This is a genomic window from Centipeda infelix ATCC 43532 (genome assembly GCF_000234095.1).
Classification (GTDB): Bacteria; Bacillota; Negativicutes; order Selenomonadales; family Selenomonadaceae; genus Centipeda; species Centipeda infelix.
Window position 1 is genome coordinate 153,770 of the sequence record NZ_JH376800.1, and the last position, 14,234, is coordinate 168,003.

Genomic DNA, 14,234 nt, shown 5'->3' on the forward strand with positions numbered 1-14,234 from the left:
ATGAATATTGCAGTCATATTTGCCGGTGGCGCGGGCAAACGCATGAACACGAGGGCAATGCCCAAGCAATTCTTGGAAATGCACGGGAAGCCTGTCCTCATCTATACGTTGGAACAATTTGAAAACCATCCACAGATTCATGAGATTGTACTCGTATGTATTGCGTCGTGGATTGATCATGCGAGAAAGCTGCTTCGTGACTATCGTATCCAAAAAGTAATTGATATAGTTCCCGGTGGGGAGACAGGTCAGGCATCGATATTCGCGGGTCTTTCAAGTGCACGTCGGCGTTCTAAAAGCGATAAAGATGTTGTCTTGGTACATGATGGTGTACGACCTCTGATTGATGCGGAGACCCTTACAGCGTGTTTGGATTCCGTCAAGATTCATGGAAACGCAGTGACAACAACGCCTGCCATTGAGACGATCTTTGTTCAAGCAGAAACAGGTGAGGTTGGTCAGATTTTCAACCGCTCCTGCTGTGCTATGGCACGTGCGCCGCAGTGTTTTTATCTCATGGATCTCTATGAGACGCATTTGCGTGCGCAGGCGGAGGGGCGGGATGACTTCATTGACTCGGCGATGATGATGCAGCACTATGGCGTAGAGCTGCATACTGTTACAGGACCAGTCGAGAATATTAAGATTACAACGCCGACGGATTTTTACCTCTTTCGTGCCTTGTTGGATGCGAAAGAAAATATGCAGATTGTCGGACTTTGAGGCATTGCCGTTATAGTCGAAACGATTACTTAGAGGAGAGTTCCTAATGTGGATTGAAAATGCTGTGTTTCATGAGGATATGGAGCATATTGCGAATGCTTCTTTTCTCCCATGGGAGGAGCTTCAAGGAAAGACGATTCTTATTACAGGCGGAACAGGATTGCTCGGGTTTAACCTGATCTCTGCGCTCTCCTATGTGGCTCTGAAGCGTGGTATATCCATGCGGATTCTTGCCCTCGTGCGTGATGAAGAAAAGGCAACGGCACGCTTTCAAGAACTCTGGAAGGTGGGAGCTCCGCTTTCTTTTCTTCTCGGCGATCTTATGAACATCCCTCCGATTGGAGAACCTGTTGACTACATCGTTCATGGTGCAAGTCCGACGGCAAGCCGCTATTTTGCCGAGTGTCCCGTGGAGACCATACGTGAGAACTTGACGGGAGCTATGACCCTTCTGGAGCTTGCGTGTGAGAAGAAATGCCAATCCTTTCTTTTCCTCTCTAGTATGGAGGTCTATGGTGCACTTCATCGGAGAGAAAAAGTGGACGAAGGGCATGAGAGCTTTGTCAATACCATGAGTCCTCGTAATTCCTACCCCGAGGCAAAACGCATGATCGAGGCACTTTGCTGTGCTTATGCTTCAGAATATGCTGTCCCAGCTAAGGTCATTCGTCTGACGCAGACGTTTGGTGCAGGAGTGTATCGTGATGATAATCGCGTATTTGCACAGTTCATGCGAGCGGCACTCCGGGGCGAAAATATTGTTCTAAAAACACTAGGGGGGACAGAACGCTCGTATCTTTATACGGCGGATGCAGTCACTGCAATACTCTCTGTTCTCTTTTGTGGCAGTAATGGTGAAGCATACAATGCTGCAAATGAGGAGGCCTATTGCTCAATTCGTGAATTGGCAGAGTGTGTCGCAAATCTTCCTTGTATTCGAGAGAAGTATGGAGATGCGGTTCGTGTTGTCGTTCGCGAAGATACGTCCGATGCATCTGTCTATCCGCCAGAACTTTATATGAACCTTGATACAAAAAAGATTCAAACGCTTGGCTGGCAGCCTCATTGGGGGGTGAGGGAGATGTTTGAGAGAATGATAGCGACACAGGAGTGAAAAGCGATGCTTTCGAGAAACGATGCCTTCGAGCAACGGGGAGAGTTCCCTTTAATTAGTATTATTGTCGCAGTCTATAATACGGCAGAATATCTTCCACAGTGTGTGGATTCCATCTGTGAACAGACCTATCGAAATATCGAGATTATCCTTGTTGATGATGGTTCTACGGACAAATCCGGGGATATCTGTGACAGCTATGCGGAAAAGGATGAGCGTATATGCGTTATCCATAAGCCGAACGGCGGTCAGGGGGAGGCGCGCAATCTCGGACTTGACGTGTGTCGCGGAGAATATATCGGATTCGTAGACAGTGACGACTACATCGTCCCGCATATGATGGAACGACTCTATCGTGCATCCGTGGAGTATGATGCAACTGTTGTCTGTTGCCAGAGCATACGGCTTGTTGATGATGTCACCCATCGAGATTCAATGACTGAGACGCATGTTTATCATACGAAGGAAGACATGATTCGCGCTCTCCTTGGACGAAGTAAACGGGTCTCGCCAACAACAGCGCCGTGGAATAAGATCTATAAAAAGGAAATCTTTGCACATCTCCGCTTTCCGGTGGGGATGATGATGGAGGATACCTATATCATCCCTGACATCATAGACGGGGCACAACGTATGGTAGAACTGCCCGATGCATTGTATTATTATCGTGCGCGTGCAGGGAGCACAACCCTGCCCAAGCACTGGGACTCCCACATGGGAGATCTCCTTACATCCTATATACGCGTTCATGCTGTTATTGCACAGAAGTATCCTGCAACGTTGGATGTTGCCGAAAAGCGATTGATCTGGGCATATTGTGGATCGATTTTTCGTGGAGCAGGAACTGCGGAATATCGTGCTCACATGCATGAACTGCGTGCGTGGCAAAAGGATTTACGCGCACAGATTTTTTCGAGTTTCCGCAATCCGTACAATGGTCTGCGTCAGATGATCAATATTCTGATGGCGGCATATCTGCCGCCACGACTCTACAGCCGAATTCGATCACAGTTGGTTGACAAGCACTGCCTATGAGAGTGATCTGCATGAAAAAAATAGATGTGAGTCTATGGCTATTTGGAACCGTTTTTCTCTACCCGATTCTTGGAATCGCCTTTTCTCTTGCCTATCTCATTTATAAAACACTGACATCATGGCGCGAGCCGTTTTACCCGTCTCCACTTAAGGACGCTCTTCTGTGTGGTCTGATTGCTGGTGCTCTTGGATATAATATGCTGGGAGCAGGAACATCGGATATAACAGTCTATTTTATTCAGATCACGGATTATTTTGTCAACGAGATTCCCTATGTACTTGCCAGAGATGCAGACTTCCTCTATACACGCGACTTCCTTTTTGCATGGGCGGCGTATGCGCGTGATATACATCTCGTCCCCTTTGTTGTGGGATTCTCCGTCTATGCGATTGCCTTCTATGTTCTCCTTGATCAGATTCGACGCATTGATCGGCCAATTGCGTACTGGAAGGTCGTCCTTCTGGGCGTTGTTATGGTCTATGTGGTTGGGATCTTTCTTGTAATCAACAACACGCGAAATGTTTTTGCCTTTGTGCTCATCTCTTTTGCTGTATATCGGGAAATCGTACAGAAGAAGCTAAATTTTATCACAATCCTGTTTTATATCTTGCCGTTGGGGCTTCATACCGCTGCTCTTGTGCTCCTGTTTGTACGATTCATTGCGGTTCCGGTACAGCGTATGCGCTGGATCTTCTTGAGCTTTGCTTTCCTGATGCCTCTTTTCGTTGAGTTTGCCTATGAGTACGTCAGCGTTCTAGGTGCATTAGGAATACTTGGTGAGTTTATTGGACGTACCATTCTGAAGGCATATTTCTTCCTGAATTGGACAGAGGGCGGATTTGCCAGTCAAGTGGTTCAATACACTTCATACTATGTTCAGCGCTATTATGGTGGGTTTATCCTCTGCGTATTCCTGCTGCTGATGTTTGTGAATCGAAAATCCGAGTGTTTTGCACGGGTCAAGAACAATCTCATGACAGTATATTTATACATTGTGATTGTTATGGCTCTTGCATCGCTCAGCATTGTCACAGGTGCTTTTTGGCGCTTCGAGGCTCTTGTGCTTCTGTTTTGCCCTATTTTCTTGTTGCCCTGCATTGCTGAGATCAATCGTCCAACGCGCTATCTCTTGGCACTTTGGATTCCGACTCTCTTGCCACTCGTTCTTTATACGATAAAATACGAGTATAATGCTGTTGCCGTGATTGAGAGCTTGGATGCGATGGCGGGTATGAATTACTTCACAATCCTCTGGCATGGATTAGTGGGGGGATACGCTGTAATTACGTCGTTCTTCTGAAGAAAAATTAGTGTTGTGACAGGTGATTGTATGAATCAAGATCTTATCAGCATTGTCGTTCCGATCTACAATGTGGAATCCTATGTGGAGCAATGCATTGCCTCGCTGACAGCGCAGACATATGAGCGTCTGGAGATCATTCTGGTGGATGACGGCTCTACGGATGGCAGTCCTGCGATCTGTGATGCGTGGGCAGAGAAAGATCCGCGCATCATGGTGATTCACAAGCAGAATGGGGGGCTTTCCGATGCGCGGAACACAGGCATTGAGGCTGCGCATGGAGAATACTTGATGTTGATCGACGGGGATGACTATATTCTTCCGATGACGTGTGAGCGACTGCGCCAGATTGCCCATAAATTTGATGCGGATATTGTCATCTCAAATCTTATCTATGTTTATCCTGACGGAACACATAAATATTATCGGCCGGAGGAGCCGCATCAATGTATGTGCTGTACAGGAGAGGAGGCGTTTGCTGAGTATTTTAAGACCTTTCGATTTGATTTCATGATTGCACCGACCAAGTTCTATCGCAGAGAATTGTTCTTTTCGAGTGAACGAATCCGTTTCCCTTTTGGTCGTCTTGGGGAGGATGTCTACACGAACTATCGTCTTCTTTATGAGGCAAATAAGGTTGGTGTCACCTCGGAGGCATTTTACTGCTACGTCCAGCGGAGTGGAAGTATCACGTCCAACTATACTCCTCGATTTATACGGGACTTGATTGATTGTACAAAGGGGTATTTAGAGTGGGGCGCAGATAAACCCTTACATATTCAGAAGCTGTTAGAACGGGGATCATTTCGTGATTTCTTCTATCTTCAGTGGAAAATTGATGATATAGGGATGAACAAAGAACTTCGTCATGATATGGATGAGTTCTATCTGTTTATACAGAGCAGAACCTATGGAGTTCTGAATAACGAATATATGGGAAAATCCTTACGAATGAAATACTTGATATATTGCCTGCGGTTATATCCTGTGTTCCTATTCCTGAGAAAAGTATTCGTGGGTATCCATAAGGCTTTGCGTCACTAAATCAGTCTGCATGATCATATTCATAGGAGCTTATATTGGATAAAGAAAAGATACAGCGTGCGACAGTTGCAGGAGTCGTGTGGAAATTCTTGGAGCGAGGCTCTTCACAGGTGGTGACGCTCCTCGTATCGATTGTATTGGCACGACTCCTCAGTCCTGATGAATATGGTATTATCGCGATGACGATGATCTTCATCGCACTCACAGAGGTTTTTCTAAAAAATGGGATCGGGGATGCCCTGATTCAGCAGGCACAGTATGACGCACGTTCCTTCTCAACGATGTTCTATGTGAGTCTGGGGATCTCAGGCCTGCTCTATGTGATTCTCTATGCGGCAGCTCCATATTTTGGCAGTCTAATGAACAGCGATGAGCTTCCCCTTGTTTTGCGGGTGCTGGGGCTGCGCCTCCCCTTCTCCGCGATGTATTCCATTCAGCAGGCGTATGTATCACAGCAAATGGTGTTTCGAAAATTGTTCCCATCGACACTGTCGAGTACCGTTGTTTCCGGCTTTGTCGGACTGGGGCTTGCCTATATGGGGTACGGCGTTTGGGCACTCGTTGGGCAAAATCTTACAGCAGTTGCTATTCGCACAGCATCGTTGCAGCTGCTCATTCCGTGGAGACCGTCTCTGGTTTTTGACGGGGCTGCCTTTCATCGACTCTTTTCCTTTGGTTGGCGTGTGCTGGTGACGAATGTGATCAGCACGGTGTTTAGTGAGATGAGGGGGTTCTTCATCGGGCGTTTTTACAGTCCTGCCGATCTTGCCTTTGCAAATCAGGGCGCACGGTTTCCACAACTGATTGCGGGAAATATATCAACGGCGTTTTCGGATACCCTGTTCCCTGCGTTCTCTCATTTAAGAGAGGATCGAAAACAACTGCGTGGAGCCGCCTCGGCGGCGATGACAACGGGTGGGTTTCTCGTTGCGGGGCTTATGGGCGTTCTGGCGGGGACGGCGGATTCACTCATTCATGTTGTTTTGACGGATAAATGGATGGCCTGTGTGCCTTATCTCCAATGCGTATGCATCTTGGAGTTGTTCGCATTTCTCAGTGTAGTCAACCTTCAGACCCTTCTTGGTCTTGGTCGTGCAGATATCGTTCTAAAGCTGGAGCTCATCAAAAAACCGGTTTATTTTCTGTTGATTTCGATTGGTGTTATGTTTAGTCCCTTAGCAATTGTGGCGTTACATGCACTCTATAGTATCATTGGGTTTTGTATGAATGCTGTACCCAACCGTAAGCTTATTGACTATCATTTAAGTGATCAATTGCGTGATGTCTTGCCATCAATTTTCCTTGCTTTAATCTTGTCAGGGTTACTGCAATATACACAATATATTCTCCCACATGAGTTCTTTTATCTATGTATGGAGGGGCTTGTCGGCATCACCCTGTATATTGCTCTTGGAAAGTTGTTTTGTTTGCGTGGTGCTGAAACGCTGTGTCAGGGAGCATATACACGCATTAAGAATGTTCGACATCGTGGGGATGATAATTGATCATGTCATATTGGAGGAAAACATGCTAAAGAGAATTGCGAAGATGATTTTGCCCGCAGGTCTCCGCAGAACTTTACGTAGAGGAGCGGAAATGACGGTGGCTTATATTCTGTCTCCATTATCCGTGAAAAAAAATAAAGTTGTCTTTATCAACGTTGCCGGGCGGGGGTTTGGCTGTAATCCGAAATACATTGCCTTGGAAATGCTACGACAACAACTTCCCGTCGATCTCGTATGGCTTGTATCAAAGGATGATCCTGCAATACCGCACGAAGTTCGTCAAGTACGCTGGGGCAGTCTTAGCATGCTTTATGAACTTGCGACGGCCGGTGTCATCATCACAAATGTCAAGTCAAGGATTCCCTTCATCAAGAAAAAGGAGCAGCTTCTCATACAGACATGGCATGGTTCGAATGCCTATAAATGTGTCGAGGCAGAGATTATAGAAGAACAGGAATGTGACTATATTAAAGACAGTAAGGTAAACTCCGCAATCACGGATGTATTTATCTCAGATAGTCCATATACATCACAGTGGTATCGGGACGCGTTTTGGTGTCATTGCGATATATGGGAAACCGGGATGCCGCGCAACGATGTCTACTGTAATATGTCAGCTGAGGCAATGGAAGCCCTCAGAAAGAGCCTTGGCATTGCACAAGGAAAAAAGATTTGGATGTATGCGCCAACGTTCCGTGACTTTGTGGAGCAGGATACCTACAAGTTGAATTTTGAAGCTGTACAAACTGCTTTGCAGCAGCATTTTGGCGGAGAGTGGGTAGGACTTCTTCGCCTGCATCCCATCGTAAATCCGGATCTTTTTCCTCCTTCGGATGCAGAGATGATCAATGTATCCTCTTTCGGCGATCCTCAGGAACTCTTTGCTCTGACGGATGCACTGATCTCTGATTATTCTTCTTTAATCAATGATTTCATTATGATGAAAAAACCTGTTTTTCTCTACACGCCCGATTATGATAGTTACATTGCGCGGGAGCGTCAGCTGAAGCAGATCTACTTTGATCTTCCACTCCGACGGAATCGCACAGATGACGAACTTTGTGCGGACATTTTGGCGTTTCATAGCGAGAAATATCAGGAAGATATGACATCCTACTGGAAGAACTATGGTTGTATATTGGATGGTAAGGCAAGTGAGCGCGTTGTTGAACGCTTAAAAAAGTTTATCTTGTAGTCATGCGAGGTGGTCAGGGGTGGAGTTTTCAGATAATCTGTTGATTTCGGATCGTGCAATCTTCCGAGTAAGAGAGCTTCTGCAACGGGAAGGCTCCTACAGTAAAATTCTTTTACTTACGGGACCTCATGTAGATCGACTCTATGGAGCTGTTGTCTTGCGGCAGCTCGCAGAACTAGGAGATGTTCTGAAAGTCCATGTCGAAAAAAATGAGATTTCATTCGCTATGCAGCTTGCTGAGGATGTGATCACGCAGGAGATTGATCTTATTGTAGGGCTCGGCGGAGGCAAGGCTCTTGATGTCAGCAAATATGCGGCATATATTGCAAAGAGACCGTTGCTTTCGATACCTACTACAATATCAAACGATGGGATTGCTTCACCAATTGCGGTTCTTAAGCGTGTCGATGGAAAGCCTATGAGTCTTGGGTGTCGGATGCCGAGCATGATGGTGCTCGATACGGAGATCCTTCTGCACAGTCCGCGCGCCTTGATTCAGGCAGGGATTGGAGATACAATATCGAATTATATGGCACTGCGCGATTGGAAGCTCGCATGTCGCCGTGGAAAAGATACGATGAATGGTTATGCCTATCTGATGTCACAGACGTCCCTTGATGTTCTGATGCGTACGGAGTTCGATGATATTTCTCCGGGCTTCATTGAGGTTCTGGCACGTTCACTTGTTCTCTCCGGTATTGCTATGTCGCTTGCCGGAAGCAGTCGCCCGGTAAGCGGGTCGGAGCATCTCTTTAGTCATGCTCTGGACTATTTTTTGCAGCTCAATAATCTTCATGGGCTGCAGACCGCATTGGGAACCGTTGTCGTGTTGAAACTCATCGGTGAAGATGCCTCCGCAGTTGAACGGTATTTACGTCGCTTCCATGTGGACATTAATCCTGCGCATATGAAGATTTCTGAAGAGAATTTTGTTTACTGCCTGCAGCATGCTACTGATATGCGTAAACATCGCTATACATATTTGCATGAAGTGGATCTCGATACGGAGCAGTTAAAGCGTCTGTATGCACAACTACTGGAGGAATGGAAATGAAAGCATTAATTTTAGCAGCGGGCATCGGATCAAGACTCGCTCCCCTGACGGATGACTTGCCGAAGTCTCTTGTTCCGGTGAATGGAATGCCGATTCTCTTCAAGCAGATTGAGAACCTTCATCAAAATGGGATCATAGATATATCTATTGTTACGGGCTATCGAGCAGACCTTTTGAAGAATGCGGTCAAAGAGAAGTATTCAGATGTCCAGTTTATCGATAATGCGGACTACCTAGATACCAATAATATGTATTCGGCATATTTGGCACGAGACTTGTTTTCCGACACGCCTTTTCTCATGATGAATGCAGATGTGTTTTATGATGCTTCTGTTATCCATTCGTTGTTACAGTATCCTGCAGAAAGTGCCATTGTTACGGATATTGGAAACTATCTTGACGAGTCGATGAAGGTGATCGAGAAGGACGGAAGACTGGTTAAGATCTCAAAGGCGATCACGAAAGAAGAGGCTCTTGGTGCTTCAATTGATGTCTATAAGTTTTCGGCAAATGCGGGATCATTATTTTTTAACGCATGTAAAACTTATATTGAGGAAAAAAAAGAATTGAAGCTATGGAGCGAAGTCGCTCTTGATGATATTCTTAAGAAGAGCATATTTAAGGCATGTCCATTGAATGGTCGATGGATGGAGATAGACAATCACGACGACTTAAAAGTGGCAGAAGCCATGTTCAAGGAGTGAGCGATGGGATATTTGGACTGTTTTCACGTTGATGCCGCTCTCTTAAAATCAAAGAAGCTTTTCCTTTTCGATATGGATGGAACGATCAATCAGGAAGATGTTTTGATTCCAGGAGCGAAGGAACTTCTGGAGGAGATTCAGAGCGTAGGCAGTCGATTTGTCTTTATTACAAACAATTCGTCGAAGTCTGTGCGTGATTATATTGAAAAAATGAGACGTCTTGGGATTTCGACCAATACAGATCATTTCTTTACAGCCGGACAGGCAACGGCTCTTTATTTGCGGGAATACCATGTGGACGCTCTGATCTATTGTATGGGGACACACTCATTTCGAGAAGAACTCCGTTCCTACGGGTTAAGAATCACAGAAGTTCCAAATGCAGGAGCTAAGGTTGTGGTTGTGGGATTTGACACAGAATTAACCAGTGAGAAAATAAGAAATACATGCGAAATGCTCACAGAAGATGTTGCATACATTGCGACGAATCCGGATTTAGCGTGTCCTGTGTCCTTTGGTTTTATCCCCGATTGTGGTGCAATATGCCGGATGATTGCCTGTGCTGTTGGAAAAGAGCCGATTTTCATAGGAAAGCCCTCCCGCATTATGGTCGATGCGGTTGCAGAGAAATTTCAGATTCCATTAGCAGATATTGTTGTCGTTGGTGATCGTCTGTATACGGATATTGCAACCGGTTTGAATGCGGGGGTTGATACAGTCTGTGTATTGACAGGGGAGGCAACGTTGGATGACATTCGGGATGGAGACATCCGTCCGACGTTCACATTAAACAGCGTAAATGATCTCTATCGTGCCTTAACTGTATAAACTGGTGTAAAAGAAAGTAGTGGAACTCTGCCTATGTTAATGCGTGCACTCAGAAAAATGAAGCGATGGGGACGTGTGGCGTTTGATTACACGAATACTACGAAGGATGGAGCTGTTTGCTATCATAATTGGTGGCCGTGTAATTATGAGGAAGAGTGGTTTCATCGTTTTGTTGTACAAAATATTGGAACAGAACGTTGCTATCATTTCTTTTCTGTATTTGGTCCACGTATTGCGTTGACGCTGCCAACACCGAATAAAGTTTTTTTCTGTGGTGAAAATGTGCATAACGCAGAGTGGCCCTATAAAAGCTATCAAGATCATGCACTTGGAGATGTCAAGCTGGCTCTCGGATATGATGATATACAGGATGAACGATATATTCGATTTCCTCTGTGGTTGCTCTATATGTTCGATCCTGTTGTTGACCGATATGCCATCCGTGAGCGAATTGAAGAAATCAATCATGCAGAGAATACAAGAAAATATGAATGTGTATTGATTTCCAGACACGATAAGTGGAATATGCGTGGTCCAATTTATGATGCATTGAAAGATCATTTGGCTATTTCCTGTGCTGGGAAATGGAAGCAAAACACTGATGAACTGTGGACGGTTTACAATGATGATAAACCACGCTATCTAAAAGAGTTTAAGTTTAATATCTGCCCGGAGAATTTTGACACGCCGTATTATGTTACAGAGAAGCTGTTTGAAGCCTTTCGGAGTGGAACAATTCCTATTTATGCAGGCGGAGGCGATCATCCGGAGCCGGAAATTGTGAATCGAAGCGCACTACTCCTTTGGGAGCGAGGACAAAGTGATCATAGTGCCTTGGTACAGGAAGTTATACGGCTCGCACGCGATGAGATATACTATGATAAATTTGTACATCAGGTTCGTTTGCTTCCGTATACGGAAGAGTTTGTTTATGAACAGTTTTCATCGCTGAAAGAGCGGTTGTTGCAGATAAGACGAGGGTGAACGCACTCACATCAGGAAATCCACACTGATTGCTCTTGGAGGTATACGTTATGCAGAAAAGTTTGGAGATGCTACATGATCGTTTGACTAGCCCCATCGGGCATCCTGCTCTTTTACTTGGTGCGGGCTTTTCGCTTGGAGCATTCAATATTGATCAACAACCTTTGGTTTTAGGAAAACGTTTGACTCAAGAACTATATGAAAATATACTGATTCCTAGAATTAAAGAAATTCCAGATTATGAGCGAGATTGTGAAAATGTGGATTTAACTGTTCGACAAGGAGATTTGAAAAAGTTTTGTACATGGTTAAGGGAGTTCGGATTAGAAAACGAACGAGATGAATACATAACCCGTCGTTTGAAAGTGCATGGATGGAGAGAGGATGTTTCCTTTGAGACTTTGGCAGCGTACCCATGGCGATATATTTTTACGCTCAACATGGATGATTTGGTTGAAAAAATCTATGAAAAAATTGGCAAGAAGCTAGAAGTCTGGAATCGTGATTGTCAAAATTATGTGGAAAATCCAAAAGAGACAATCTTGGTAAAACTACATGGGGATGTTAACTGTACCGTTCCATCAGGTTCGTATCGATATATATTGGACGAAAAAGAATATCGCAACTTTACAGCAAGTGATGATCGAATGTTACAGAAATTTGGTGAGGTGTACGTTTCTAACGATTTGATTATTTTAGGGACGCAATTTCAAGAAAATGATTTGGAGATCGCTTTAATATCATTGTTACAAAATAAGTGTAATAATGAAAAGATACAATATTTCTTCGTGTCGCCAGAGATATCAAGCAGATCCCTTATAAGAGAGATAGATAAAAACAATAACTTCCATCACATAAAAATGACAAATATCGAATTTCTAGCATATATGAATCAATTAAAGATAAAAGCACAATCAACGAAAAAGCTCTTGCTAAGCAATTCGTTTTCAGACTGGAATTCTGAGCTGCAAGATGCTGCTGACAGTGAAAAAACATACGAATTATACAACGGTGCTGATCCTTGTGCGGGGGATTTCTTTCATGAGATTGATATACCAAGAAGTATGCCGCAAGACGAAAGGAAGAAGAGTTTTGTATCTATTCAAGAGAATTTTGAAAAAAATCTTGTAGAGAAAAAAACAGTATTAGTAACGATTCACGGTGAATCGTTTGTTGGAAAAAGCTGTTTGGCAATGAGGCTGTTGACACTCTCTGCTGCGAACGGATATCAGAGTTTTTATACGAAAAATATTGACCTTCATATTATTGATAAGGTCAAAGAGTTCTTGCGCAGTCAAACAGATAATTCTAAGATTGCGTTCTGTATGGAGAATGCGGCCTTATTCTATAGTATATTTGATGAGTTGTTTGATGAAGCTTTAGGAAAATCTGTTGTTTTTATTACCACAGCATTGGATTCTGACCACAATACAAAACAATATACATTACAAAATATTTATGATAAGAGACTTGATTATTATATTAATGAAAGAATCAGTGATAAAGAGGCGTGGGATACCTACACAAAACTTGCTTCTCACAATAGACTAGGACGTTTACAGTCTGCGACAAATAAACCGAGTAGTATTAGAAAAAACATACGAGATATTGGAGATCTTATTGATGTTCTTTGGTATGCACACGAAGGAAGACGGTTTTCCAGTTATTTCGAGGGGTGGTACAAGCATAAGCGTCAAGAAGAACAAATTGAAGTGTTTGAAATTTTGACGTATTATGCATCACTTGGATGTGAGTTTTCCATATCAGATTTACCGATGATTGCACTAGCTGTTAACAGAAAAAATTTTGATTATAAGAAGTTTGAAATTTCATTTTCTGATTTTTGGACGTCCAAATCCAAGAGACCTCGTTTACGTTATGTACGATTGTTTCGCGATATTGTTGTAAAGACAATACCTGTAAGCCAGAGAATTGAATGGTTACGGTTTTTAATAGTATTCTTGGCCAAACGAATAAAAGAGAGGGAGCAGTCGCGGAACAGCCTGATGTTTGAATCTGTTACAAAAATAAAAAATATATCGATGCAAAAGAAGATAACCAATGAAGATATCCTTCAGTTGTTTTCCAACGTGGAGTCAGAATGTCAACATCTAAGCTATTATTGGATACAACGTTGTATTATATATAGCAAATGTGAAAAATTTGAAGATGCTGCAAATTCTATTGCCAACGCAGCGTCTGCACGTAAATACCGTACCTATCAAATTATTCACGCGGAGGCAAAGAATGATATGGCAAGAGGTATATGGTGTATAAAACATGATCCAAACCATGCGGATGAGTTTTTCTTTCGTGGGCGGGATCAAGTGGTTTCTCTTATTGAAGAAAGAAACAAATATCGTAGTGCTTTAACATTTTCGGTACACACATATGTAAATATGGCAATGAAATATTATAATGAGAAAAAGATAGAACCCGATATCAACGAATGGAATCAACTTTTGGAGGCGGTTTCCCTCTCTGTATATCATCTATCTGCTAAAGACAAAATCTTTTTGAAGCTGATAGAGGACTTTGTAAAATTTGCGGAACAAAACGGTAAGAGGGATCTTGCTGCGCCCTTCCTCCGTGAGTTGGGAAAAAAACCAAGGATACCTATGGATGAGTCTGATTATGATATAGACTCATTACCCGATGTCGAGATCAAATAAAATTGTTTGATCTGTCTTGCAGTTACTATATCTGGGGTTGCACATATTTGCTACGATACAACTTTTTTTGAAAGG

At 43.7% G+C, this 14,234-nt stretch carries 12 protein-coding genes; all 12 read left to right on the forward strand.

Features of this window, described 5'->3' with window-relative positions:
• The 12 genes from HMPREF9334_RS09600 to HMPREF9334_RS09660 are packed head-to-tail and all read left to right on the forward strand — an operon-like array spanning window position 1 to window position 14,159.
• Complete coding sequence (locus tag HMPREF9334_RS09600; RefSeq protein ID WP_006693275.1) at window positions 1–723, forward strand: IspD/TarI family cytidylyltransferase; 723 nt, start codon at window positions 1–3, stop codon at window positions 721–723.
• Between the two features lie 46 nt (window positions 724–769).
• Window positions 770–1,837 (forward strand): NAD-dependent epimerase/dehydratase family protein, encoded by a 1,068-nt coding sequence (locus HMPREF9334_RS09605; RefSeq protein ID WP_006693276.1) that lies wholly within the window; start codon window positions 770–772, stop codon window positions 1,835–1,837.
• Window positions 1,838–1,843: 6 nt separating this feature from the next.
• A complete protein-coding gene (locus tag HMPREF9334_RS11390; protein WP_006693277.1) occupies window positions 1,844–2,872 on the forward strand; it encodes a glycosyltransferase family 2 protein in 1,029 nt (342 codons plus the stop codon).
• A gap of 11 nt (window positions 2,873–2,883) precedes the next feature.
• Window positions 2,884–4,173, forward strand: coding sequence for a hypothetical protein (locus HMPREF9334_RS09615; protein ID WP_006693278.1), 1,290 nt, complete (start codon window positions 2,884–2,886; stop codon window positions 4,171–4,173).
• 30 nt (window positions 4,174–4,203) lie between these two features.
• Window positions 4,204–5,217, forward strand: coding sequence for a glycosyltransferase family 2 protein (locus tag HMPREF9334_RS09620; protein WP_006693279.1), 1,014 nt, complete (start codon window positions 4,204–4,206; stop codon window positions 5,215–5,217).
• Between the two features lie 35 nt (window positions 5,218–5,252).
• The gene (locus HMPREF9334_RS09625; protein ID WP_006693280.1) at window positions 5,253–6,722 is read left to right on the forward strand and encodes a lipopolysaccharide biosynthesis protein; all 1,470 of its coding nucleotides are present in this window, start codon (window positions 5,253–5,255) and stop codon (window positions 6,720–6,722) included.
• 22 nt (window positions 6,723–6,744) lie between these two features.
• The gene (locus HMPREF9334_RS09630; RefSeq protein ID WP_006693281.1) at window positions 6,745–7,917 is read left to right on the forward strand and encodes a CDP-glycerol glycerophosphotransferase family protein; all 1,173 of its coding nucleotides are present in this window, start codon (window positions 6,745–6,747) and stop codon (window positions 7,915–7,917) included.
• A 19-nt stretch (window positions 7,918–7,936) separates the two neighbouring features.
• Window positions 7,937–8,971, forward strand: coding sequence for an iron-containing alcohol dehydrogenase family protein (locus tag HMPREF9334_RS09635; RefSeq protein WP_006693282.1), 1,035 nt, complete (start codon window positions 7,937–7,939; stop codon window positions 8,969–8,971).
• The gene (locus HMPREF9334_RS09640) at window positions 8,968–9,675 is read left to right on the forward strand and encodes a phosphocholine cytidylyltransferase family protein (RefSeq protein WP_006693283.1); all 708 of its coding nucleotides are present in this window, start codon (window positions 8,968–8,970) and stop codon (window positions 9,673–9,675) included. Before HMPREF9334_RS09635 ends, HMPREF9334_RS09640 begins: the two co-directional genes overlap by 4 nt.
• Window positions 9,676–9,678: 3 nt before the next feature.
• Complete coding sequence (locus tag HMPREF9334_RS09645; protein WP_006693284.1) at window positions 9,679–10,503, forward strand: HAD-IIA family hydrolase; 825 nt, start codon at window positions 9,679–9,681, stop codon at window positions 10,501–10,503.
• Between the two features lie 57 nt (window positions 10,504–10,560).
• The gene (locus tag HMPREF9334_RS12035; RefSeq protein WP_169311793.1) at window positions 10,561–11,487 is read left to right on the forward strand and encodes a glycosyltransferase family 10 domain-containing protein; all 927 of its coding nucleotides are present in this window, start codon (window positions 10,561–10,563) and stop codon (window positions 11,485–11,487) included.
• A 50-nt stretch (window positions 11,488–11,537) separates the two neighbouring features.
• Window positions 11,538–14,159: an SIR2 family protein gene (locus tag HMPREF9334_RS09660; protein WP_006693286.1), complete on the forward strand. Its 2,622-nt coding sequence runs from the start codon at window positions 11,538–11,540 to the stop codon at window positions 14,157–14,159.
• Window positions 14,160–14,234: the final 75 nt, after the last annotated feature.